Source organism: Rhodanobacter hydrolyticus, assembly GCF_044904645.1.
The window spans coordinates 1376870-1401024 of sequence record NZ_JADIKK010000008.1 but is presented as its reverse complement, the minus strand read 5'-3'; the positions used below and the strand labels follow the sequence as shown (position 1 = coordinate 1401024).

The following is a 24155-nucleotide window of genomic DNA, read 5'->3' as shown; positions in this document are numbered from 1 at the left end:
ATCGGTTGCACACGCTGGGGGTGCGACTCAATGCCGCAAGACAGTCGCCAGCGGCAGACGCAGGCATGCCATCGCGCCGTCGCTGGTATTGCGCGTCAGCAATTCCCCATGAAGGCGCTCCGCCGTGGCTTCGGCGAGGGTGAGGCCGATGCCGAGGCCCGCCTGCTTTTGCGTGTGGCCAAGCCGCGCATTGCCTTCGGTGCTGGCGAAGCCGGGGCCGCGGTCGATCACCGCAAGCTGCAGCCAGTCGCCTTCGCACGCCACCTGCAGCAGTACATCGCGCGAGTCGTGCTCGGCGGAGGCTTCGGCGGCATTGTGAAGCAGGTTCAGCAAGGCATGGCGAAGACCGGCCGGTACTTGCAACGGCAGGTGCGCAATGTCTTCATCCAGTTGCAGTTGCAGTTCCGCCTCGGGGCGCAACAGTTGAAAGCGTTCGGTGCAGCCGTGCAGGAATTGCGTCACGTCCAGCTGTTCCGGCTCCTGCGAGAGCTGGGCCTGACCGAAGGCCACCATCTCGCGCAGGATGTCGCGGCAGCGGTCCACCTGGCCTTCGAGCAGGCCGAGATCCTCGGTCAGCGCGATATCGGCGGCGTGTTCGCGGCGCAGCTCCGGCAGCAGCGTGCGCATGGTGGAAAGCGGCGTGTTGAGCTCGTGTGCCGCGCCCGCGGCCTGCGTGGCGATGGCGAGGATGCCTTCGTCGCGCAAGGCGCGCTCGTGCGCCCGCTGCATGGCCTGTTGCTGCATGCGCAGTGCGCGCGCCAGCCGGTTGATGAAGAAGCCGAGCAGCAGGGCGGTGACGACGAAGTTCACGCCCATGCCGACCACGTGCAGCCCGAAGCCGTCGTCGTGCATGCCGTCCAGCATCGGCAACGGCACATGCCAGCGCATCAGCAACAGGTACGCGGTGCCGGCGATCGCCGCCACCGCGAGCGTGGTGCGGATCGACAGGGCGGCGGCAGAAAGCGCGATGGGAACCACCAGCAGGGTGGCGAAGGGGTTGCTGCCGCCGCCGGTGAAGTAGAGCAGCGCGCCTAGCACCAGCGTATCCACGCAGATGTGGGCAATCGTCTCCAGTTCGTGCATCGGCCACGGCTGGCGCAGCCGCCATGCCGCCAGCACCGAGAACACCGAGAGCAGGCCGATGCAGGTCAGCAGCGGCAGCAGCGGTATCGGCAACTGCAACCACAGCGCGCAGACCAGCACGGCGATGCTTTGGCCGCCGATGGCGCACAGGCGCAGCCAGGCCAGCGTGCGTGCCAGCGCGAACGGGCCGATGCGGTTCTTGAGGGAGCGATGCGGCATGGGCTGCCGTCCGGCGCCGCCGATCCGCCGCATCCGGCGGATCGGCGATGAGGATCAGGGCGTGTCGAATTCCTCGCTGCGCACGGCGGGCAGCGGCTCGTTGTGCTTCGCCATGTCGGCATGGCTGGACGACAGCCTCTTCATCAGCGGCAGCATGGCCAGCGCGACGGCCGTGCACCCGATGCCGACAACGCCGAGGATGTTGAACAGATGCGTATAGATCGCCAGCGATTGCAGCGGCGAGGTGATGTTGTCCGGGATGTGCGCGATGTTGGCCACCACGCTGCCCAGGTATTGCGAGATGCCCACGGCGACGAAGTACGCGCCCATCATGAAGCCGCCCATGCGCTCGGGCACGTAGCGCGCGATCATCGCCAGGCCCAGGCCGCTCACCAGCAGCTCACCCAGCGAGTACAGGCCGTAGCCCCACACCATGATCCAGGAAGAAATCTTGCCGTCCACCGCCCAATTCGCGCCGAACCCGTACATGAAGAAGCCCAGCGCCACGGCAGCGAAGCCCCATGCGAACTTGGCAGCCACCGACGGATCCTTGCCGATGCGGCCCAGCGAGTTGTAGATGAACACCAGTACCGGGCTGAGTACCACGATCCAGATTGCGTTGAGGTTCTGGTACTGCTCGGGGATCCAGGTGAGCATGTGCCAGCCGAACAGATTGAAGTCGAGGTCCACGTTCTTCTGCGCGAACAGGTTCAGCGACGTCGCCATCTGCGCGTAGAAGATGAAGAAGAAAATGGTCTGCACGGTCAGCACCAGGGCGGCGATCAGACCTGCACGTTCGCTGGACTGGCTGCTGCGGATCAGGTGCACGAAGATGCCCAGGATGACCACGCCGGCTCCGTACACGCACCACCGGGCCACGGCTTCGCTCTGCAGGATGAAGGCGGAAATGAATACCGTGGCAAGCCCGGCCAGCAGCACCAGGGCCAGGCGCTTGAAATCGATCGGGCGGTCGTCGGTCGGCGAGCCGATGTGCGACAGCGTGCGACGCATGAACGAGTAATTGATGAGGCCGGCGACCAGACCCACCGAGCAGGCGCCGAACGCGGTGTGCCAGCCGATCGAGTCGCCGAACTTGCCCGCGATGTAATCCCGGATCCATGGCGTCGCCGTCATGGAGATCATCGAGCCCACGTTCACCGCCATGTAGTAGATGGTGAATGCGCTGTCGATGCGCGTTTCGTCGCCTTCGTAGATCTTGCGCACGAGATTGCCGGCGTTGGGCTTGAAGAAGCCGTTGCCGACGACGATCACGCCGAGCGCGAAATAGGTGGCCCCTGCGCTGTCGGAAGGCATCCACAACAGGCCATAACCCAGCGCGAGGATCACCGCGCCCATCAGCATGGTGCGGCGGGTGCCCAGCAACTTGTCGCCCACCCAGCCGCCGATGGCCGGGGTGGCGTAGATCAACGCCGCCGCCGCGCCCCACACCAGGTTCGCCTTGGTATCGACGAAGCCCAGCTTCTTCATCATGTAGGTGACCATCAACACCTGCATGCCGTAGAAGCCGAAGCGCTCCCACATCTCGATCAGGAAGACGGTGCTGAACGACCGGGTTTGCGAAACGGGTGGATTCTGGATTGCCATACAACTGTTCCGTGCTTGAGGATTACAACGGCCGCGTAAGCGGGCCGGCATGTCGTGGCTCCTGGCGGTGCCAAACCGTCGAAGCCTACCCCATCCGCCGCATTGCCCCCGCTGCAGCGCAATATGCAATGGGCGCGACGCTTGCGTATGGCAAAATCGTCTTTTGGCCCCGCAAGGCGGGGCGACACTTGTCGGAGATTCGCGTCCCATGCCCAGTCCCGGTTTTCGCGGCGACCCGCGCCAGCTATGGAAAGCCTTCCGTTGGTCGATGCTGGGCCTGCGTGCCGGATGGCGGCACGAGGCCTCGTTCCGGCTGGAAGCCATGTTGGCCGTGGTTCTGATTCCGTTGGGCTTGTGGCTGGGGCAAGGGGCGTTGGAAAAAGTTGCGCTGGTGGCACCGGCCTTTCTCGTGCTGTCGGCCGAGTTGCTGAACTCCGCCATCGAAGCCGTGGTGGACAAGGTCAGCCCCGAATTCCACGAGCTGGCCGGCCGCGCCAAGGACATGGGTTCGGCCGCAGTGTTTCTCCTGGTGGTGCTGATGGTGCTGAGCTGGGGGCTGGTACTGGGCTTGCGTTAGCCGATTGCGCCGCCATGTCCGGAATGCTGCAATGCCGCCCTCATCCGAACGGAGTTCCGCCATGAAGCTGTTGCGCAATCTAGTGCTGTTGGTGCTCGCCATCGGACTTGGCGGATGCGGCTACAACGCCATGCAGCGCCAGGACGAGGCCGTCAAGGCCGCCTGGTCCGAAGTGCTCAACCAGTACCAGCGCCGCGCCGACCTGGTGCCGAATCTGGTCGCCACGGTGAAGGGCTATGCCCAGCACGAGGAGAAGGTGTTCACCGAGGTAGCCGACGCGCGCGCCAAGGTGGGCAGCATCCAGGTGACGCCGGAACTGGCGAACGATCCGCAGGCGCTGGCGAAATTCCAGGCAGCGCAGGGCGAGCTCGGCAATGCGCTGTCGCGCCTGATGGCGGTGAGCGAGAACTACCCGACCCTCAAGGCCGACGGCCTGTTCCAGAATCTGCAGGCGCAGTTGGAAGGCACTGAGAACCGCATCACCGTGGCGCGCCAGCGCTATGTGCAGGCGGTACAGGACTACAACTCGATGATCCGCACCTTCCCGAACAACCTCACCGCCAAGATGTTCGGCTACACCGTGAAGCCGAACTTCAGCGTGCAGAACGAGCAGGCGATCTCCACCGCCCCCACGGTGGATTTCGGCACCGCCACCCCAGCACACGCGGCCTCGGCCCATTGACATGACAATGCGCAGCCCCAGGGCGCTGTGCGTGTGGCTGCTGGCAGTTGCCTTGCTATTGCCGGCGTTGTCGCACGCCGATGTCGCCATGCCGAAGCTCGCGCGGCACGTCACCGATCTCACCGGTACGTTGAGCGCACAGCAGGTGGATCAGCTCGACGCGCAACTGGTGGCTCTGGAGAAATCCAAGGGCGCGCAACTGGTAGTGCTGATGGTGGACAGCACCCAGCCGCAGGACATCGATGCCTATTCGCTGGATGTGTCGATGGCGAACAAGGTAGGACGCGAGGGCATCGACGATGGCGTGCTGCTGCTGGTCGCCAAGAACGACCATGCCGTGCGCATCGAAGTAGGCGCAGGTCTGGAGGGTGCGATCCCCGATGCGGCCTGCGCGCGGATCATCCGCGAGTACATCGCGCCGAAATTCCGCGGTGGCGATTACTACGGCGGCATCAACGATGCCGTGGGTGCGCTGACGTTGCTCATCAACGGCGAATCCCTGCCGCCACCCGTGCAGGGAGCGCCGCACGAGCGTCATGGCCTGGACCTGCAGACCCTGCTCACCGTGGGGTTCTTCGCATGGCTCTTCCTGCGGGGCATCCTGGGGAGTGCGCATGCGTTCGTGCGCGTGCCCGTGGGCGGCCTGGTCATCGGGGGCCTGTTCTGGCTGCTGGCTTCGGCTGGCGTTGGCATTTTTGGCGGCATCGCAGGCGGTTTGTTGATGCTGCTGCCGGCGGGCGCCGGTCGCTCTATCGGCGGTGGCGGCTGGGGTGGTTTTGGCGGCTGGGGCGGCGGCGGTTTCGGTGGAGGCGGCGGCTTTGGCGGTGGGGGCGGCGGGTTCAGCGGCGGTGGCGGCAGCTTCAACGGCGGCGGCGCCTCGGGGAGCTGGTGACATGGGGCGATTGCAGCGTCTACTGATGAACCTCGGCGAAGGCTGGTTCCAGTTGCATCGCCGCTTTCCCTCAAGCCTGCTTGACGAAATCACGGCTGCTGTTGCGCAAGGCGAGCGCCGGCATCGGGGCGAAGTTCGCCTTGCGGTGGAGTCCAGGTTGTCGCCATTGGCCGTGCTTGCCGGGCTGGACGCACCCACGCGCGCGCATCAGATCTTCAGGCAATTGCAAGTGTGGGACACCGAGCACAACAACGGCGTGCTGGTCTATGTGCTGTTGGCCGAGCACCGTATCGAGATCGTGGCCGATCGCGGCATTGCCAGTCGTGTTTCAGCCGGAGAGTGGACCACGGTTTGCGACCACATGCGCGAAGCCTATGCCAGGAATCAGTGGAGGGAAGGCAGTCTGCGCGGTATCGAAGCTGTGCATGCGCTGCTTGAACTGCACTTCCCTGCCGATAGCAAGTCGCGGCAAGACGAACTGCCGGACAGGCCGGTGCTGCTCTGATCCATTGCAACGGCTACGGCTGATTCAGTGCCTGATGCGTGTGTGCGCAGCCATGTTGCGGCCGCATCGACTCTCCCCAGGAAGACGTGCACAAGAACAACGGCGCCGGGATCACTCCCGGCGCCGTTGTTGCATTCAGCGAACCCGTGCCGGGCTTAGAAATCGTAGGTGACGCCAAGCCGCACGTAGCGCGGGGTGGTGTAACCACGGACACGGCCGAACTGACCAGCATTCTGGTATTCGTAGATGTAGGTCGGCTTCTGCGAGTTGAACAGATTGAACACATCCGCGTTGAAGGCCAGTTTGTTGTCGGCGAATGCCGGGCGATATTCCACGTTGAGCGAAACGGTCTTCTGCCATGGCAGTCGGCCTGCCGAGCCGGATGGCACCGGCTTGCCGCTGCACCAGTGGTAATACGGGCCGGCGTATGCCGGATAGGTGCCGTTGGGGCCATAAGCACCCAAGCAGTCGTACGGCGCACCCGAGATCATCGAGATGACGCCAGATACATTCCACTCCGGGGTGATCTGGTAACCGCCGGACACCTTCAACTGGTGCTTGTGATCGTTGTGCAGGAGGCCGTTCTGGTATTCCATCAGCGACGGATAATCCCAGTCTTGGGTAGCCGAGATATCGGACTGGCCGGTATCCGACTTCACCTGGCCTTCGGAGTTGCCGTAGCTGCGCGAGAACGTGTAGTCGAGGCGCCCCCACCACGTACCGTCGAACGGATGGTTCAGGTAGAGGTTCAATGCATAGTAATTGCGCTTCGCGTGCTGGAAGCCCAGTTCTTCGTTGCTCAGGTGAATTTCGCCATAGCCGCCCTTGCCATCCGGTATGGTGAAAGTGGCCGCACGTCCCGGGTTGAAGAAATAGCAGCCGCGCAGATTCGACGGATCGAGTCCTGCTTCCAAGGCCTTCGCCGTGAACAATTCAACCTGGCAGGTATCGTCGATCTCGTTCTTCAGGCTGCGGTAGACCGCTTTGGCACCGTAGGTCCATGCACTGTTGAGCTGCTTGTCGAAGCCAAGGATGTACTCATCCTGATACTGCGCCGTAAGCGACTTGGCGGTGACCGTCTTCGGATCGGGCGATTGGCCGTACTCGAGGTTCTCGGAGTACGGTTGGCCCGGCCCGTTGACCGTATTGATCGGAGTCAGGCCGGTAGGGTAACCGTTCGCGTCGATGCCGGTGTAGGTGTAGTAGGTACGAGTAAACAGCGAGCCTGACGCGCCACGCAGCGCCACGCTGGTCGGCAGTGCGAGGTAATAACGCCCCGCATTGCCGTAGACACGGAAGCTGGAATCGCCATTCACATCCCAGCTGAAGCCGAGGCGGGGGGCCCACTGCGGCTTGGTTTGCCTGATGTAGGGCTGACCGTTGCTGTTGAAGTTGGTGAACTGGTCGTTGCGCAGGCCCAGTTTCAGCAACCAGCGGTCGCTGACCTGCCAGGAGTCCTCGATGTACTGGGCACGCTGCTCCACTCGAACCGATGCAGCGGTCTGATACTTGTACTGATCTACGTAATAGCCCTGCGCCCCTCCCGGATAGTTGGACGGCGTATCCACCTGCATTTCGCCGGACGGGGTTTCGCTGATGAACGAACCCGGGTCGACCTTGCCATATTCCCAGTTGTAGCCGGCGGGAATGTATTCACCGTCATGCAGATCCTGGGTGCGCTGGTTGTCGATGCCGGCCGTGATCGTGTGATCCCCGAGGACATAGGTCAGGTCGATACGGTAGTTCGCGCCCTTGGTTTGATGCGCGGGATCGCCGATGGTGCCCGAGAGCTGCGAATTGGTGATGGGCGTGCCGCCCGTGTACGCAGGGTTCTCGCTGTCCGCGCCGGCAATCGGAATGATCGAGGGATCGATGCTGGCGCCAGCCGAAGTGAAGATTTCGGTTTTCTGTTTGCCGTACTGGGCGGTGACCGTCAGGTTGTCGGTGATGTAGCCGGTGTACTTCGCGATCCACATCTGGGCCGACGTTTTGGTGCTTGTGTCCGTGCCTTCGAAGTCACCCAATGTCCTGGTGCTGGTGTCGTAGGCGTAGACGTCACCGTTGTACTGGTGCTTGGTCGACGCCGCCGTCAACTCGACGATGTTGCTGTCGTTGATGTTCCAGTCCAGCTTGGTGTACCACTTGGGATCGTGGAAGTCCCGCTTATAGGCGGTATTGGACGATGCCGTGGAGACGAGCGTGTCCTTTGACTTGGAGGCTTCCACCGACGTGAACAGGAACAGCTTGTCCTTGATCAGCGGGCCGCCGATGTAGGCGTCATAGGTGGTGTTCCAACCCTTGTTGTCGTTGCGGTACTGATAGATCTTGCCGTTGGCCGGGTTGTAGATGTTTTTGGGGTCGGAGCGCAGGCTGGTGGGGGCCCACAGGGCTTGACCGCCGAAGTGCCATTCGTTGGTTCCGCGCTTGCCGACCTGGTTGATCACGCCGCCATCGGAACGACCATAGGCCGCACCGTAGCCGCCCGTCAGCGTTTCCTGCTGCTCGATCGAACCATAAGGAAGATCGATGCCACCGAGGCCGTTGAGCGGGTCGGTGACGTTCATGCCATTGATGTAGTAGGCATTCTCGGTCACTGATGCACCGCCGAAAGACACCAGTGCATTGCCGGTCGGGCCAGTGAACCAACTGCTGCCCTGGGTTGCGCCCGGTGCCAGCAGGGCGATGGCTTCCGCCGAACGTGCCAGCGGGAGGGTCTTGAGTTGTTGCGCGGTGATCACCGTGCGCGAATCGACGCTAGTGACGTCAATGGCCGGCAGGGCATTGGCCGTGACGGTCACGCTTTCCAGATTCTTGGCGGCAGAGAAAGACACATCAGTGCCCGCACTCACCTGGATCGTGACGTTCGAGCGTGAACTGACCTCGTGCCCGTCCTTCTGCAGCGATACCGAATAGGAGCCAACCGGCAAGCCGTTGATGGTGTAGCGGCCGTCTGCGTCCACTGTGACGGAACGTTGCACGCCAGTTGCGCTCGTTGCTACCACGGTATCGCCCGCAGGCGCCTGGCCGAAGATGTTGCCCGTGGTGGATTGGCCGAAGGCCAAGCCGCTGAAACCCATGCCCAGCGCCAGGGCGAGGGCTGTTCGACGATAGGTGATCCGGCGCCGAGTGTGATTGTTGACCATCATCAATCTCCCCAAATGGTTGAGCAGCTTCTAAAAGTTGGTTAAGCGTTTAATTTCTTAAAAAATCAAAGACCTGCGTGATAAAAAGAGGTCGTCCAGGCTTTCTTGCAACTTGCTGGGTGGCTGGCTTGGGAGGTCCTTTCAGCCGTCAGGCGAGACGCAAGAAATTGTGAAGCTATAGTAAGAAAATCCGTCAGTCAACAATTTCATAACGCGTTATTTCGCAAAAAAAAGCGGACCCTTCGGGCCCGCCTTGAGATTTCGGATTTTTGGAAGGGGTCAGGGTGGCGTGGCGCCGCTGCCGATGTACTTGGCAAGGAAATCCTGCATGCGGTCCAGGCGATCGACGTTGTCGGCCTCGCTGTAGAAGCCGTGCCCTTCGCCGGATTTGCTCATCCATTCATAAGGCTTATGGGCGGCATCCAGCGCCGCGCGCATGGCCTTGGCCTGGGCGATCGGTACGCGCTCGTCGGCCTCGCCGTGGATCAGCAGCACGGGTACGTCGATCTGGTCGGCCAGCTTGTCGGGCGAATTGGCCGCGAGTGCGGCATCGTCCTTGCCGATCACGGCGGTCAGGTAATTCTTGCCGAGTGTGTCCGAACCGATGCTGCCCTTCTTGTACATCATCGCCAGGTCGTAGACGCCGGCGTAGCCGATCGCGCACTTGAACAGTTTCGGGGCGCGAATCACCGACATCAGCGCCGAGTAGCCGCCGAAGCTGCCGCCGTACACGCAGACCCGGTTCGGGTCGGCGTATTGCTGCTGCTCGACCCACCGCACGCCGTCGATCAGGTCCTGCTGGATGCGGGTGCCCCACTTGAGGTAGCCGGCCTGCGTGAAATTCTCCCCGCGGCCGCCGGAGCCGCGGTAGTTCACCTGCAGCACAAGGTAGCCGCGGCTGGCGAGGAACTGCGCGTCGTTGTCGAAGAACCAGTCGTCGCTGACGCCATGCGGGCCGCCGTGGGGCAGCAGGACCATCGGCAGATTGTTCATCGGCACGCCGTTGGGCACGGTGAGGATGGCTTCCAGTTCCGTGCCGTCGCTGGCCTTGAAGTGCATCGGTACGCGCTCGGCCATTTTCGCCGGGTCGATCCACGGTGCCCCTTCGAACAGCTTGACCACCTTGTAATGCTCGGTATCGATCAGGTACCAGGTGCCCGGGTCACGGTCGCTGCTCACGCTGAACAGCAATTCGCGACCGTCCTCGCTGAAGTTGATGAAATCGACGAACTCGCCGGGGAATTTCTGGCTGATCGCCATGTACAGCTTGGCTGACGGGAGGTTGGGGTCGACGTAGATCGGGCGCGGCGTGCCGGTGGCGGTGATTACCGCGAATGGCTGCAGCGGTGGGGCGGTCCATTGCACGTTGTGGACGTTGCCGAAATCATCCTTGGCCAGCGCTTTGCGATCGTTGCCATCGAGGCTTTGTTCGATCAATTGGATGGGGCCGCCATTGGCGCTGTACATGGCGTAGACGTGCTGGCCATCGGGCGCGGTGGCAAACGGGGCGAAGTATTTGCCAGCCTGCAGCTGTACCCAACGACCAGCCATGAACTGGTAGGCCACGTAGTCGAAGTTGTTGTCGGTGCCGTAGGCGAAGCCCACCTTGCCATCCGGGCCTACCATGAAGCTCATCTGGCCTACGCCGATATCGCCGATCAGGTGGCGTACGTTTTTCACCGCGTCGATGTCGTAGATCTGGCTGCGGTTCCGGTTGTTGTCATTCCACGGATGGGCGCCGAGGTAGAAATGGTTGTTGGCCTTGTCGGGCAAGCCATCCACTTCACCCCAGCCATCATCGCCCTGGCGGGTGTCGCCGCGGGTGCCATAGCCGGACTGGTAGCCGAACAGATAGTCCTGATGCCTTCCATCCACGTCGGTGGCAAGGATCTCGCCGGTGAGCTGGGGCGCATCGATGGAGCCGAACTGCTTGCCCTTTTCCACGATAAGCCTGGTCGGACTGACCCAGTACACGCCTGCCGGCACTTCATTGACGGGCATGCGCAGCATGCTGAGCGGATGGCTCATGTCGTCTACTGCATAGACCACCAGCGCATGGTTGCCGCCGTCGTCCACGCGCAGCGCGATGTGCTTGCCGTCGGGCGACAGCCGCGGCATCGACATGCTGGCGTGACGGGCGAAGGTTTCCACCGGAATCGAATCCGCCGCGGCCGCGGCGACAGGCGAACACAGGCACGCCGCGACCAGCGCGGCATGCAGCTTGCGCATCGACATCATCCTTGCTCTCCCCTTGTTGGTGTGGCCCGGTCGCGACGGCTACTCCCCTGCTCCAGCGCCGACCGGGTGTCCGGCAGTTTATCCGGCGGATCGGGGCGTGTCCCGCTACACTGGCGGCCTTGCCTGTCTGATTCCGCACCGCATGACGCAACCCTTCGTCGTCGATATCAACCCCGTCGCCTTTCACCTCGGCCCGGTGCAGGTGCACTGGTACGGCTTGATGTATCTGGTGGGGTTCTTCAGTGGCGCATTGCTCGGCGAATACCGGCGACGGCAGGGACGTCTGCCGGTGACCCGCGATGCGCTGAGCGACCTGTTTTTCTACGCCATGATGGGCGTGATCGTGGGCGGCCGCATCGGCTACATGCTGTTCTATTACGCGGGCGGCCCGCGCTGGATCTGGACCGATCCGCTGGCGCTGTTCCGGGTATGGGATGGCGGCATGAGCTTCCACGGCGGCCTGCTCGGCGTGCTGGCGGCGGGGCTGTGGTGGTCGCGCAGGCAGCAGCTGCATTTCTTCGACACGGTGGATTTCGTGGCGCCGCTGGTGCCGATCGGTCTGGGTCTTGGCCGGTTGGGCAACTTCATCAACGGCGAGCTGTGGGGCAAGCCCACGCAGTTGCCGTTGGGCATGATCTTCCCCAACGCGCATGCCGAGGACGTGGCTTATGCTGCCGCGCACCCGGCATGGCAGGCGCAGCTGCAGCAGTTTGGCGGCCTGGTGCGCCAGCCGTCGCAGCTGTACGAGCTGGCGCTGGAAGGCGTGGTGATGTTCGCCGTGCTGTGGCTGGTATCGATGAAGCCGCGGCCGCGTTATCTCGTGTCCGGCCTGTTCGCGCTGATGTACGGCTGCTTCCGCTTCGCAGTGGAATTCGTGCGCCTGCCTGACATCCAGCTGGGCTATCTCGCCTTCGGCTGGGTCACAATGGGGCAGATCCTCTCGCTGCCGCTGATCGCCGTGGGCCTGTGGTTGCTGTGGCTTTCGCGCAAGGCGCCCACACTGCGGCTGTACGACGTGGCGATGCCCGCGAAGGACGGCAAATGAAGGCCTACCTCGACCTGCTGCGCCACGTGCTCGACCACGGCACCGAGAAAGCGGACCGCACCGGCACCGGCACACGCAGCGTGTTCGGCTGGCAGATGCGCTTCGACCTCGCCGAAGGCTTCCCGCTGGTCACCACCAAGAAGCTGCATCTCAAGTCCATCGTCCATGAGCTGATCTGGTTCCTGAAAGGCGACACCAACATCGCCTACCTCAAGGAGCACGGTGTCAGCATCTGGGACGAGTGGGCGAATGCCGACGGCGACCTCGGTCCGGTCTACGGCAAGCAGTGGCGTGCATGGCCTGCCGCCGACGGTGAAGCTGTCGACCAGATCCGCTGGGTGGTGGACGAGATCAGGCGCAATCCCGATTCGCGCCGGCTGATCGTCAGTGCGTGGAACGTGGGCGAGCTGCCGAAGATGGCGCTGATGCCCTGCCATTCGCTGTTCCAGTTCTATGTCGCCAACGGCAAGCTGAGCTGCCAGCTCTACCAGCGCTCCGGTGACATCTTCCTCGGTGTGCCGTTCAACATTGCCAGCTACGCGCTGCTCACCCACATGGTGGCGCAAGTGTGCGGGCTGGGTGTGGGCGACTTCGTCCACACGCTGGGCGATGCGCACCTGTACAACAACCACGTCGAGCAGGCGCGGCTGCAGCTATCTCGCGAGCCGCGCTCCTTGCCACGCCTGGTGCTGAATCCCGACGTGCGTGCGCTGGAGGAATTCCGCTACGAGGACATCGCCATCGAGGGCTATGACCCATATCCGGCGATCAAGGCGCCGGTGGCGGTATAGCGGCGGCCTTGCAGCCGGTTACGCAGCTGAAATAGGCCGCGTCGTGCGGATAGTCGATGGTCAGCACGAAGTGCTCAAAGACGTTGCCGCCCACCGCACCTTCCACCTGCTTGTCCATCATGCTGGACATCATGTCGTGGAAAGCGGGATCCGGGCGCTCGGTGAACCATACCGGGCCAACCGACCAGCCGGCGATGTCCACGCGCGGCACTTCGATCATTGGCATCGGGTGTTTGGGAGAAGCGGCGTCGCCGTCTACCACGACCCGCCACTCCGGATGAGCCTTGTGCCAGCGCTCAAATAGGCTGGCGACCACATAACTCGTTACGCCAATACCTTTGACCGTGGGCGTGCTGCTGGCCTTCTCGCCTTCGGCGGTGGGATGGGCAGTGGCGCCAGTATCGAGCAACATGTCCAGCGGCTGCCCGTCGACGCGGATGGTCAGGCGGGCATAGCCGTGGGTCGCGCGTCCATGATCATCCCGCTGGAATCCAAGATGGATTGCATGGGCGGTGGAATCGGGCCGCCATGAATGGCCTTGCAACGTCAGGCGCTCACCGGGGTAATCGAAGGTCCAGATGCCCTGCGAATACAGGTAGCTGCCGCTGAACTGGCCCTCGTCATGGGCATTCCAGCCATAGCCTTCGGGAACGTCCTGAACCATCGCCACGTTGCCGCAGGGGCTCGATGCCGGTGGGGGCAGATCTCGGCCTGATTTGTACTCGGGCAAGTCGGCCACGGCGATGGGGTCATCGTCGAGCTTGCAGGTATGGGTTTTCAGGTGCAGGCGCTTCGCGGCTTCAGCAGTAATCCAGTACATGCCGAATCCGCCCCCGCCGCCGGTATCTACCACCAGCTTCAACTTTTGCCCGTTCACCGCCTCCGGCACCGCATAGAAATGCCCCGCCTCGTACACCGTGGGCAGCACCTGCACCGTGGCCGGCGCTGCGCCTCCCGTAGCAGAGGCCAGTGCGGTGGCCAGAAATTCCATGATGATCGCCATGCTCGTCGTCCCCCCAAGTGGCTACAATGTACGGTCAGCATGGGCAGGACATCGCGCCGCTCATGCACCGCCCAATCTGCCACATTTGCCCCTGGAGCACCGATGGCCATTTCGCTGATCGCCGCACTGGACGAGAACTTCGCCATTGGCCGCAAGGGGCAACTTCCTTGGCACCTGCCAGACGACCTGCGCTGGTTCAAGCAGCTCACCATGGGCAAGAACATCCTGATGGGCTACAACACCGCGTTGTCGGTGGGGCGCGCGTTGCCGGAGCGCACCAACTACGTGTTGTCGCGCAAGCACGAGGCGCCGTTTCCGGGCCAGGTCACCGTGCGCTCGATCGACGAGGCGCAGGCCCGCTGCAACAGCACCGGCCTGATGGTGATCGGTGGCGGACAGGTGTACCGCGAAGCCCTGCCGCTGGCGCGCCGGCTGTACCTGACCTGGGTCGGTGCGGCCGTGGATGGTGCCGACACCTTCTTCCCGGGCGTGCATTTCAGCGAGTGGACCGAAGTCTCGCGCGTGCATCACAAGAAGGACGCCGAGCACGCCTACGACTTTGACATGGTCGAGTACGTCCGCGGCAGTTGAGCCCGAAAACCTGTTCCGTGCCTCCCCATGAGTGACGCGCCGTTGCATGTGCTGGCCGGCGCGTTGCGCGACCGCGAGGGTCGCGTGCTGCTGGCCGAGCGGCCCGCCGGCAAGCACCTAGCGGGCATGTGGGAGTTCCCCGGCGGCAAGCGCGAGCCTGGCGAGACACCGCTGGTGGCGCTGGCGCGCGAACTGGTCGAGGAGCTCGGCATCGAGCTGGTCGAAGCCACGCCGCTGATCCGCGTGCCCTGGCGCTATCACGAACGCGAATTGCTGCTTGATGCGTGGTGCGTGACTGAGTGGCGAGGTGAGCCGCGTTCGCTGGAGGGGCAGGGCCTGCAGTGGTGCCTGCCGTCGCAGGCGGATCCGGCCACGCTGGCGCCTGCCGATCGTGCCATCCTGCAGGCGCTGCGTCTGCCGCCGCATTACCTCATCACGCCCGCGGATGTGTCGCCGCTGGAGTGCGATGCATGGTTCGGGCGCATCGTGCGCGCCATCGAATCCGGTGAGCGGCTGGTGCAATTGCGCCTGCCGCTCTGGCCACGCGAGGCCGTGCGTGAACTTGCCACGACGCTGTTGCCGTCGGCGCGCGCGCATGGCGCCCAACTGCTGCTCAATGCGGACGTGGAAGGTGCGCTGGCACTCGGTGTCGGTGTGCATCTGACGGGCGCGCAACTGGCTGCACTCGATGCACGTCCCTTGCCGTTGCAGCAAATCATCGGCGCCAGCTGCCACGATGCCGCGCAGCTGGCGAGGGCGCAGCAGATGGGCGTGGATTTCGCCACGCTGTCGCCGGTGGCGGCGACCGCCAGCCATCCTGATGCGGCACCCTTGGGTTGGGATGTTTTCCAGTCGCTGGCCGAAGCCGCCGCGATGCCGGTGTATGCATTGGGCGGATTGTCACCAGCACAGTCGCCGCGCGCGCGTGCGGCGGTTGCGCAGGGCGTGGCGGGGATACGTGGGTTCTGGGCTGAGCTGTAGAAGCGCGCCCTGTGCGTGAATGCTTTGATGTTCGATCAGAGTCAAAAGCATTCGCACACAGGGTGCGCTCCTACGGATGTGCGCTTCAGCCCGTGGTCTCGATGCGCTCCACGCGACGCAGGCCGCGCGGCAGCAGGCCGCCACGGGTGGCGCGGTTGCCGCCGTATTCCACCAGGTCGGCCCAGCGCAGGGTCAGCTTGCGCGCACCGGCGTACATGGTGACCTCGCCCTTGCCCTCGGCGACCACGGCGATGCCGGCCACTCGCTCGCCTTCCGCGAGCTGCTTCTTCGGCACGTCGATCAACTTGTTGCCCTTGCCCTTGTCCAGCTCCGGCAGCTCTGCCACGGAGAACATCAGCAGGTGGCCTTCGGTGGTGACCACCACGATGCGGTCGCGGGCCGGGTCGGCGCTGGCCTGCGGCGCAAGTACCTTGGCGCCGTCGCTGAGCGAGATGATCTGCTTGCCGGCCTTGTTGCGGCCGGTGAGCGCCTCGAAGCGGGTGACGAAGCCGTAGCCGAAGTCGGTGGCGAGGATCAGGCGCGTGTCGTTGTCGCCAGCAACCAGCGTGTCGAAGCTGGCGCCCGGCGGCGGCGTGAAGCGGCCGGTGAGCGGATCGCCGTTGCCGCGTGCCGAGGGCAGCGTGTGTGCGGGCGTGGAATAGCTGCGGCCGGTGGAGTCGATCACCGCCACCTGCTGGGTAGTGCGCGCCTTCGCCGTGGCGAGCAGGCCGTCGCCTTCGCGGTAGCTCAGGCCCTCGGCGTCGATGTCGTGGCCCTTGGCGGCGCGGATCCAACCCTTCTGGCTCAGCACCACGGTGACCGGTTCGCTGGCCACCAGCGCGCTTTCGTCCAGCGCCTGCGCGGCTTCGCGCTCGACCAGCGGCGAACGGCGCGCGTCGCCATATTTCTCGGCGTCGGCGCGCAGTTCGTCCTTGATCAGGCTCTTGAGCTTGGCCGGCGATTTCAGCAGCACGTTGATGCGCGCGCGCTCCTCTTCGAGCTGGTCGCGCTCGGCATTGATCTTCATTTCCTCGAGACGGGCCAACTGGCGCAGGCGGGTTTCGAGGATGTAGTCGGTCTGTTCCTCGCTGAGGCCGAAGCGCGCCATCAGCACGGCCTTCGGCTCCTCCTCGGTGCGGATGATGCGGATCACCTCGTCCAGATTGAGGTAGGCGATGCGCAGGCCTTCCAGCAGATGCAGGCGGCGCTCGACCTTGGCGAGGCGGTGGCTGAGGCGGCGGGTCACCGTATTGGTGCGGAACACCAGCCATTCGGTGAGGATCTTCCTGAGATCCTTCACCTGCGGGCGGCCGTCCAGCCCGATCATGTTGAGATTGACGCGGAAGCTCTTCTCCAGATCCGTCGTGGCGAACAGATGCGGCATCAGCTCGTCGGCGTCGACGCGGCTGGAACGCGGCACCAGCACGAGGCGGATCGGGTTCTCATGGTCGGACTCGTCGCGCAGGTCCTCGATCATCGGCAGCTTCTTCGCACGCATCTGCGCGGCGATCTGCTCGAGGATCTTCGACGGGCTGACCTGATGCGGCAGCGCGGTAATGACGATGTTGCCTTCCTCGCGCACATACACCGCGCGGGCACGCACCGAGCCGATGCCGTTCTGGTACATCGCCAGCAGTTCGCTGCGCGAGGTGATGATCTCCGCCTCGGTGGGATAGTCCGGGCCCTTCACGTGTTCGCAGAGGTCGGCCACCGTGGCGTCGGGTTCGTCGAGCAGGCGGATGCACGCGGTGACAAGCTCGCGCAGGTTGTGCGGCGGGATGTCGGTGGCCATGCCCACCGCGATACCCATCGAGCCGTTGAGCAGCACGTGCGGTACGCGCGCGGGCAACCACGAAGGCTCCTCAAGCGTGCCGTCGAAGTTCGGCACCCAGTCCACCGTGCCCTGGCCCAACTCGCCCAGCAACGCCTCGGCGATCGGGCTGAGCTTGGACTCGGTATAACGCATCGCTGCGAAGCTCTTCGGGTCGTCCGGCGAGCCGAAATTGCCCTGGCCGTCGACCAGCGGGTAGCGGTAGGAGAACGGCTGCGCCATCAGCACCATCGCCTCGTAGCACGAGGTGTCGCCGTGCGGATGGAACTTGCCGATCACGTCGCCGATGGTGCGCGCGGACTTCTTCGGCTTGGCCGTGGCGGCAAGGCCCAGTTCGCTCATCGCATACACGATGCGCCGCTGCACCGGTTTCAGGCCGTCGCCTACGAAGGGCAGGGCGCGGTCCAGCACCACGTACATCGAATAGTCGAGGTAAGCGCGCTCGGCGTATTCCTTGAGCGGGATCTGTTCGTAGTTGGCTTGCAGGTTCATGCAGGGGATTCTGGCGCGGGTAACCGGAGGATGGTGCCAGATCGGGAGGGCGGGGGACAGCTTGACGGGAGCGGTGAATCGACGCGAAGCAGGCATTTCAGCGGGCATAGGCCGAAGCAGGCGGCTCGCGCAGCGTGCCGTCCTTGTCCTCGCCACCAGGCAGCCGTTTATTGCTCTGAGTTGCCATGGCGGCCGATGTCAGGGCAAGTGTGTCGGTCCCGAATCGACCGTGGGGCAGCTTCGAACGATAGGCTTTCGACTCGTGGGCTCCAAGATGGCCCGAGCGCCATGCGCTCACCCCAAGGCCGAATACACGATTGCAACGCTGGAGTTAAGCGGCGGCGCAGCCGTCGGCCTTGAACGAATTGTTAGCCCATTGCCTCGATTTTTTCAAAGCATTGGGGAAGCTTACGCAAGAAAAATTTGCTCCAAGTGCCAACGTGTTCAGGTGACGCATAGCGAAACCATATGTCTTGCCCTTCAGAGTACGGCGTAGTGACAGGCCTGAACTGTTTCAGGTAGTGCTCTGAAACAGTAGGTGAAACATGGAGAAAAGGATGATTGTGTGGCGGGTGGGACAAGCTGGCGATTATGGAATTCTGAATACTGCGGACTTCTTCGCGCTCTAGCTCGGAAAGGAAGGCTGCAAGCCTTTGCCTGCGACCACCTATGGTTCCGCCCCTTGGCTCTAACGAACGCTGAAACTCTACGACAAACTGTGAACCGCTGTACGCCTCCCAGCCACTTTGAGAGATTTGAAACCAAACAACTGTTTGCATCTCTCCGTATTGGCGAGACCAGCTGAGAAGGCCCTTGGCCCGTTTAAAGCCTAAAGACTTGAGCCATGGGCCTAGCTCGGCGCGTAGCTGGGAATACACCTCAGTTGATTTCATCTTCGCCTAGAAGTGCTAACGCTTGAGTTAGGTGGCTCTGGAGGCGTCTGCCTTGATTGATTTGTTAGCAGCCATCGCGCGCCTAAGCTCGAGTGCGGAGGCAACTAGGTAGATTAGTGAGGCAGTCGAGTACACGTACCAACCCACCAACAGGTTGGTTGCCCACATGATCGCGGCGTACATCACGAAATACAGGCCGGCCAAGCACGCCGAAATGCCAACAAGAATGGTGGCAATTCGATACTTGAGCCGCAAGAAAGTGACCAGAGGAAGAAAATAAATTGCGACAATGACTAGCTTGCCAAGCAAGTCACCCGATAGTGGATAAAAGACCTCGATTTGACCGTGATAAGTACACGAATGCAATGGAAGGAACAGGCAAAGCACGATAATGATGGCTGATATTTTGCGCATACCTTCCTTGACGGCTAACGCTGGAATTAAGCGGCTGCGAAGCCGTCCGCCTTGAGCGAGATGTTAGGTGCGAACAGGGAAAGCTGACGTTGCCGCTGCCAACGATTGCACCGAAGTTTGAAGCTGAGTCTGGTCAATACCAATTTCAAAGATGAGCTTGTTACCGATGCCGGCCTGGTCAAGCGCCTCGCCGGAAATCTTGATATGGCCCAAGCCATCACCGGTAGCCTCCAACTTGAGCTGCCCTTCGAGAGTCTCGAATTTAGCGGTGCCGGTAAGTATTTGATAGAGCGAAGCGAGCTGGGAATGAAAGGATTGAAGATCGCCGGTAAAGAACGTAGCCGGGAACTTGCCGTGAAAGCCGCCGCAGCAGATGAATGTTTCTACAGAAAGCCAGTTGACATCGTGATAGTTGCCGGATGCTGCACAGCCATAGCCGAAGACGTTGATCTCTAGGCGTTCATGCTCTTTGCCGCCAAATGCGATGGACTTCATTTCGAACCTAACGCTAGAGTTAAGCGGCGGCGAAGCCGTCCGCCTTGAACGAAATGTTAGGGCTCAACTGCGGCCCTAGGAAACTGCAAAGCCGGCTGCATTTGCAACAGATGGCCAATTTGCATTGCCGAGACCTGCAGCCATAAGAGTGTCGCGCCAGTCTACTTGGGCCTGCTTGATTGTCTTGCGAAGCAACTCGACATCGCCTTTGGCGAGCATGAGAACTGCAATTTGCACGCGAGCTCTTGATGCAGCCCACTCAGGTGTGGAAGGCGGTTGCTGCATGCTGGCAAGTGCATGGAGCGCCACGCTCGCGTCTTGTGATGAGAACGCGGCTCGAACATTTGTCTCGATCGTTTGGGAAACTTCCATTTGAGCCCTAACGCTGGAGTTAAGCGGCGGCGTAGCCGTCCGCCTTGAACGAATTGTTAGGCGCGCAAGCCTTATTTTTGAACAGGCAAGCTGCTGCCGGCATTAGATATTTCATTGAGGATCTTCTTGAGTTCGCGATTGTTTCCCGATTTGATCTCTGCCTCGAGCGCCGCGATTCGATTCTTGTATGTGATTTCCTTAGCTTCATGGCGCGCGATCTGTGAGTGTAAGCGCTTGTTCTCAGCGCTCAGGGCGCGAACAAGCTCTCTGGCGGATGAATCTTTCTCTTTCGTGCCCATAGAACTTTCCATGTGCGCCTAACGCCTGAGTTAAGCGGCGGCGAAGCCGTCCGCCTTGAACGAATTGTTAGGGCTCATGCTTGCAGAGCTTGCACCCGAACGGATTGAATTTGATGTTGATACCACTCGCGAGGCATGTCGTTTGAGTTGGGTTGCCAAGTGCCGGATGCCAGCAAAGCCTCGGCGACTTTTAGGCGTGCGAGTGCAAGCGCGGGCTGATTGAGGCGACCTAACAAGCTCTTTGCGCAATTGAGCGGCGTAAGCGGATTGGCGCTATCAGTGACCAGTGCACGCTCGTGAAGCGACAACGCTTTTTCAGCGTTGCCAGCTTGTGCCTCGACGTCAGCTAGGAGTTGAAGAACGTAGGCAAGCTGCTCTGAGCTGGAATGTAGCTCGATTTTTGCGAGGAGCGACTCGAGGTTTGAGCGGGCAGACACAAGGTCTCCTGATGTGGCAGCAGGAATTGCCTCTAGATATTCACGATATTCAGATAACTTGACCATGAACCCTAACGCTGGAGTTAAGCGGCGGCGTAGCCGTCCGCCTTGAACGAGATGTTAGGCCCGCGCGCGAGCCACCAGTGTTGCGATGAAGGCAAGTTGTACCAGAACCACGCTAGCGTAGAACTTCCAGCCAGGCAGCGATGAATTGCGCGAAGCCACCACAGCGTACGCCTTGCTGTAGAAGAACGAGTAAGGAATGAGTGCAACGAATGCGAAGAGAATGCTCCAGAGTGCACCCCATGGTCATGGAGCAAGCGACAACAACAATGAACATCGGGATGCCGAGTAGCTGCATGCGCCGGGTCTCTTGCTTGCTCAGCTCCGTATACACAAGCATTCGTAGATCTTCCTTGCGGGCCTAACGCTGGAGTTAAGCGGCGGCGAAGCCGTCCGCCTTGAACGAGTTGTTAGGCGCTGACGACATAGCTCGGATTAGCGAAGCTTTTGCGCATAGCCTTTGCGAACGTACCGATTGATGAAACTGTTGAGCCCTTGCCCGACCTGCGCCAAACGCTGTAGCTCGGTGATGTTGGCCGGCCCGGCACTCTGGTTGGTGTAGAGATAAACAGAGCCGTCGTTGAATTGAACGGTGATTGAGCCGTTACCGAGTTCGTATGCCGCCACGTTGGAGTCGCCGCCAAGGTTCCTGTAACGCTCCATGTTCTTCTCCTTTGGCCTAACGCTGGAGTTAAGCGGCGGCGAAGCCGTCCGCCTTGAACGAGTGGTTAGGGCCCGAACAACGCCCCGTGGCAATGTGGGCATAGACCGCTGGCCGTTGCCTTGCGCCATGTGAACAACCCTGCGGGCTTGTGGCATGCAGAACAAGAAGGTGCATTGTGGGCAAACGCTCTGCGCATGGGGATTGCCCAGAGCCATATCGCTGCGATGCACACGGGTGCAGCGATGGCAAAGTACATAGGAGCGTGCTCAGGGTATGACTGAAAAACGATAAAGCCAGCGATGGCGATGGATAGTTGAACAACGGAAAGAGGTGCGCCGTACAAAACCAACTTGCGGCGCGTATGCGCCAAGGCGACTCTGGTTTGTAGGATGTACGAGGTTCTGTCCATAGGGCCCTAACGCTGGAGTTAAGCGGCGCCGGAGGCGTCCGCCTTGAACGAATTGTTAGGGGACAGCCGTAGCAGGTTGCTGCGCAGCTGTATGACACGTCGACAATAGCCTGATGGAGTAGAAGCAACGAACGCGTCGTACTCCGCGAGTGTCGCGGCGAGGTCGCCAGCAGACTCTAGTTGATGCGCTCGTGAGCATAGTGAGATGAATTGGCCGTAGATCTCTGGCGACTTCTCGTGCTCTACGACGAAAGATGGCACGAGATCTGGACGATATGCATGAATCTTCTCTCGAGCTTCCCAGCAGCATGCCAGCGCTTCGGCGATCTTGAGCAGAATTTCTTTTCCGGGCGGAACCGCGACATCTTTTTGAATGCCAGCCGCATCGTTCAACACGCTGCACGCGGCCGCTAGGTGAGCTTCTAGATCTTCCGGTCCAATCGGCGATGACAAGTTTTGTCCCCTAACGCTTAGTAGACCCCGGATCGGGGCATACGCACGGATGCTCCACGCTTGCACTTATCTCGTCAAGCAAGGAAATCCTGCAAGCAATCATGCACTTGCCCGGTTCCTTTCGGCCGCCGCGCAGCGGCACGTTCGTGTGCGTATCTCGCAAAACGAGGCTTGTATGTCTTATCACCTCGAAAAATCGCATATGCACATCATGCCGATGCATGCGGTGCGTGCCGCTTGGCTTCTGGCGCGCAGGATGCGCGCCTGCTCTTCGGGCCCCTCGGTGGCGGTGAGGCGTGGACGATCAGGCCGCATGGCTGGCGTTGCCGTGGAGGGCCACGCCTCACGGACGTTCCGTCCATGGATGGGCGGAAAGCGACGCCCCGGGGTGGCCTTCTCTTTGGGCTGCTTTTCTCTTGGCCACGCAAGAGAAAAGTAACTCAGGCGCCGGCAGGCGCACGAAAACGCCTTGAACCTTGCGGAGAGTATCGAGAAGACCTTGGGCTCAGCGCGCCACCCGCAAGCCGCCCGGTACGCCATTCGGACTCAACACCAGTTGCCACAACTGGTCGCGCCGGCTGCGAAACACCGCGGCGGAGGCTGCGAGATAGTAGTGCCACATGCGACGGAAGCGTTCGTCGTAATGCTGCGCGAGTTGCGGCCACGCGCTGTCGAAGTTGGCGCGCCAGGCGGTGACCGTGCGGTCGTAGTCGGCGCCGAAGTTGTGCCAGTCCTCGACCACGAACAAGCCTTCCAGCGCGGCCGTCACCTGGCTGGCGGCGGGGATCATCGAGTTGGGGAAGATGTATTTCTCGATCCACGGATCGGGGCGCGCGGGCGTGTTGTTGCTGCCGATGCAGTGCAGCAGCGAGAGGCCTTCCGCTTTCAAGCAGCGCCGCACGGTCTCGAAATAAGCACGGTAGTTCCTGCCGCCCACGTGTTCGAACATGCCGATGGAATACACGGCATCGAACGGTTCGTCGATCTCGTGGTAGTCCTGCAGACGGATTTCGATGGGCAGGCCCTTGCACAGCTCGCGGGCGAATTCGGCCTGTTGCTCGGATACGGTGATGCCCACGCCGCTGACGCCATAGCGTTCCGCGGCGTATTTTAATGCCTCGCCCCAGCCGCAGCCGATGTCGAGCACGCGCTGGCCGGGTTGCAGTCCGAGTTTGCGGCAGACCAGGTCGAGCTTGGCTTCCTGGGCGTCGTCGAGGTTGTCCGCCTGTGCCCAGTAACCGCAGGAATACACCAGCCATTTGCCCAGCATGGCCTGGAACAGGTCGTTGCCGAGATCGTAATGCGCCTTGCCGATCTCGAATGCGTGCTCGCCGCGTTGCAGGTTGACGAAGCGCGCCTTGAGGTGCGCAATCACCGTGTCCAGTGTCCGGAGGTGTTCGTCAACGTGCGAATCGAGCAGACGGGTGAAGAAGCCCGGAAGGTCGCGGACATCCCACCAGCCGTCCATGTAGGCCTCGCCGAGACCCAGCGAGCCATGCGCAAAAACACGCGCGTAGATGCGCTCGTCATGCACCCGGATGTCGGTGGGCGCGTCGCCATCGATATGCACGCCGGCTAGCTCCAGCAGTTCGGTGGCGCGCTGCCTCAGCGAATCCTGGCTCATTGATGTTCCTCGTTGCCGAGCAGCCCGAAACGCGCTGGTACGAGCGAATAGAACAGCGCCGTGCCGGCGTCGCGTACTCGCTGCAGCAGGATCTGGACTTCGTTTTCGCGCAACAGGAATTCCACCACCACGGGCAGGTCGTCGGCGAGTTCGAAAAAGGCTTCTTCGTGCAATACGCCGTGCCGGCCGAAGCCTGCGATGGCGCGGAACACCGAGCAGCCGCCGAGCTTGTGCTCTTTCGCCAGTTCCAGCAGCCACTCGGAGACCAGCATGCCGTCGTGGCGCGCATGCATGTGCACGTAGAAGCGCAGTTGCACTCCTTCGATCAGGGTTTCCGGGGTCATACCGTTTCCT

23 protein-coding genes are annotated in these 24155 nt (G+C 62.0%); 8 read left to right on the top strand and 15 right to left on the bottom strand.

The annotated features are described in order from the left end of the window. Nucleotides 1–27 precede the first annotated feature (27 nt). Both ISP25_RS09045 and ISP25_RS09040 read right to left on the bottom strand, forming a co-directional pair. Entirely contained in the window at nucleotides 28–1302 is a 1275-nt protein-coding gene (locus ISP25_RS09045) for an ATP-binding protein (protein ID WP_404613326.1), read from the bottom strand. 54 nt (nucleotides 1303–1356) lie between these two features. Then, on the bottom strand, nucleotides 1357–2907 hold the full coding sequence (locus ISP25_RS09040) for a peptide MFS transporter (protein ID WP_192154180.1): 1551 nt from the start codon (nucleotides 2905–2907) through the stop codon (nucleotides 1357–1359). A 208-nt stretch (nucleotides 2908–3115) separates the two neighbouring features. Here ISP25_RS09040 and ISP25_RS09035 point away from each other — a divergent pair, with 208 nt between their 5' ends. From ISP25_RS09035 to ISP25_RS09020, 4 genes are all read left to right on the top strand, one after another. Then, nucleotides 3116–3484 (top strand): diacylglycerol kinase, encoded by a 369-nt coding sequence (locus ISP25_RS09035; RefSeq protein WP_192154182.1) that lies wholly within the window; start codon nucleotides 3116–3118, stop codon nucleotides 3482–3484. 61 nt (nucleotides 3485–3545) lie between these two features. Then, nucleotides 3546–4166 carry a LemA family protein gene (locus ISP25_RS09030; RefSeq protein ID WP_192154184.1) on the top strand — a complete coding sequence of 207 codons (621 nt, stop codon included), beginning with the start codon at nucleotides 3546–3548 and terminating at the stop codon, nucleotides 4164–4166. 7 nt (nucleotides 4167–4173) lie between these two features. Further along, nucleotides 4174–5058, top strand: a complete 885-nt coding sequence (locus ISP25_RS09025) for a TPM domain-containing protein (RefSeq protein WP_192155359.1) — start codon at nucleotides 4174–4176, stop codon at nucleotides 5056–5058. A 1-nt stretch (nucleotide 5059) separates the two neighbouring features. Further along, a complete protein-coding gene (locus ISP25_RS09020) occupies nucleotides 5060–5563 on the top strand; it encodes a TPM domain-containing protein (RefSeq protein WP_192154185.1) in 504 nt (167 codons plus the stop codon). Between the two features lie 155 nt (nucleotides 5564–5718). Here the strand turns inward: ISP25_RS09020 and ISP25_RS09015 are convergent, their stop codons facing one another. Then, nucleotides 5719–8706 carry a TonB-dependent receptor gene (locus tag ISP25_RS09015; protein ID WP_404613323.1) on the bottom strand — a complete coding sequence of 996 codons (2988 nt, stop codon included), beginning with the start codon at nucleotides 8704–8706 and terminating at the stop codon, nucleotides 5719–5721. Nucleotides 8707–8985: 279 nt separating this feature from the next. Continuing rightward, a complete protein-coding gene (locus ISP25_RS09010) occupies nucleotides 8986–10935 on the bottom strand; it encodes an alpha/beta hydrolase family protein (RefSeq protein ID WP_404613321.1) in 1950 nt (649 codons plus the stop codon). Nucleotides 10936–11086: 151 nt separating this feature from the next. On the opposite strand from ISP25_RS09010, the gene lgt reads away from it, so the two are divergent. Then, the gene (gene lgt / locus ISP25_RS09005) at nucleotides 11087–11989 is read left to right on the top strand and encodes a prolipoprotein diacylglyceryl transferase (RefSeq protein WP_404616292.1); all 903 of its coding nucleotides are present in this window, start codon (nucleotides 11087–11089) and stop codon (nucleotides 11987–11989) included. After that, nucleotides 11986–12780, top strand: a complete 795-nt coding sequence (locus ISP25_RS09000; protein WP_404613319.1) for a thymidylate synthase — start codon at nucleotides 11986–11988, stop codon at nucleotides 12778–12780. Before lgt ends, ISP25_RS09000 begins: the two co-directional genes overlap by 4 nt. Here the strand turns inward: ISP25_RS09000 and ISP25_RS08995 are convergent. Further along, a complete protein-coding gene (locus ISP25_RS08995) occupies nucleotides 12758–13783 on the bottom strand; it encodes a hypothetical protein (RefSeq protein WP_404613317.1) in 1026 nt (341 codons plus the stop codon). The two genes, ISP25_RS09000 and ISP25_RS08995, sit on opposite strands and share 23 nt — an antisense overlap. Nucleotides 13784–13885: 102 nt before the next feature. Between ISP25_RS08995 and ISP25_RS08990 the strand changes: the two genes are divergently transcribed. Both ISP25_RS08990 and ISP25_RS08985 read left to right on the top strand, forming a co-directional pair. Beyond that, complete coding sequence (locus ISP25_RS08990) at nucleotides 13886–14374, top strand: dihydrofolate reductase (protein ID WP_192154193.1); 489 nt, start codon at nucleotides 13886–13888, stop codon at nucleotides 14372–14374. Between the two features lie 27 nt (nucleotides 14375–14401). Then, nucleotides 14402–15355 (top strand): Nudix family hydrolase, encoded by a 954-nt coding sequence (locus ISP25_RS08985; protein WP_404613315.1) that lies wholly within the window; start codon nucleotides 14402–14404, stop codon nucleotides 15353–15355. Between the two features lie 85 nt (nucleotides 15356–15440). Here ISP25_RS08985 and parC read toward each other — a convergent pair whose 3' ends face one another. The 10 genes from parC to ISP25_RS08935 all read right to left on the bottom strand — a co-directional run bounded on the left by parC (nucleotide 15441) and on the right by ISP25_RS08935 (nucleotide 24145). Next, complete coding sequence (gene parC, locus ISP25_RS08980; RefSeq protein WP_404613313.1) at nucleotides 15441–17678, bottom strand: DNA topoisomerase IV subunit A; 2238 nt, start codon at nucleotides 17676–17678, stop codon at nucleotides 15441–15443. Nucleotides 17679–18046: 368 nt separating this feature from the next. Next, nucleotides 18047–18571, bottom strand: coding sequence for a hypothetical protein (locus ISP25_RS08975; RefSeq protein ID WP_404613311.1), 525 nt, complete (start codon nucleotides 18569–18571; stop codon nucleotides 18047–18049). Nucleotides 18572–19048: 477 nt separating this feature from the next. Further along, entirely contained in the window at nucleotides 19049–19480 is a 432-nt protein-coding gene (locus ISP25_RS08970; protein ID WP_404613309.1) for a WapI family immunity protein, read from the bottom strand. A 75-nt stretch (nucleotides 19481–19555) separates the two neighbouring features. Continuing rightward, nucleotides 19556–19717, bottom strand: a complete 162-nt coding sequence (locus tag ISP25_RS08965; protein ID WP_404613307.1) for a hypothetical protein — start codon at nucleotides 19715–19717, stop codon at nucleotides 19556–19558. Nucleotides 19718–19923: 206 nt separating this feature from the next. After that, a complete protein-coding gene (locus ISP25_RS08960) occupies nucleotides 19924–20151 on the bottom strand; it encodes a hypothetical protein (RefSeq protein WP_404613305.1) in 228 nt (75 codons plus the stop codon). A gap of 74 nt (nucleotides 20152–20225) precedes the next feature. After that, nucleotides 20226–20654, bottom strand: coding sequence for a hypothetical protein (locus ISP25_RS08955; protein WP_404613303.1), 429 nt, complete (start codon nucleotides 20652–20654; stop codon nucleotides 20226–20228). Nucleotides 20655–21086: 432 nt separating this feature from the next. Next, a complete protein-coding gene (locus tag ISP25_RS08950) occupies nucleotides 21087–21314 on the bottom strand; it encodes a hypothetical protein (RefSeq protein WP_404613301.1) in 228 nt (75 codons plus the stop codon). A gap of 428 nt (nucleotides 21315–21742) precedes the next feature. Continuing rightward, on the bottom strand, nucleotides 21743–22177 hold the full coding sequence (locus ISP25_RS08945; RefSeq protein ID WP_404613299.1) for a hypothetical protein: 435 nt from the start codon (nucleotides 22175–22177) through the stop codon (nucleotides 21743–21745). Between the two features lie 505 nt (nucleotides 22178–22682). Next, nucleotides 22683–23801, bottom strand: a complete 1119-nt coding sequence (gene cfa / locus ISP25_RS08940; RefSeq protein ID WP_404613297.1) for a cyclopropane fatty acyl phospholipid synthase — start codon at nucleotides 23799–23801, stop codon at nucleotides 22683–22685. Next, nucleotides 23798–24145, bottom strand: a complete 348-nt coding sequence (locus ISP25_RS08935; RefSeq protein ID WP_404613295.1) for a DUF190 domain-containing protein — start codon at nucleotides 24143–24145, stop codon at nucleotides 23798–23800. The genes cfa and ISP25_RS08935 overlap by 4 nt, the downstream gene beginning before the upstream one ends. Between the last annotated feature and the right edge of the window lie 10 nt (nucleotides 24146–24155).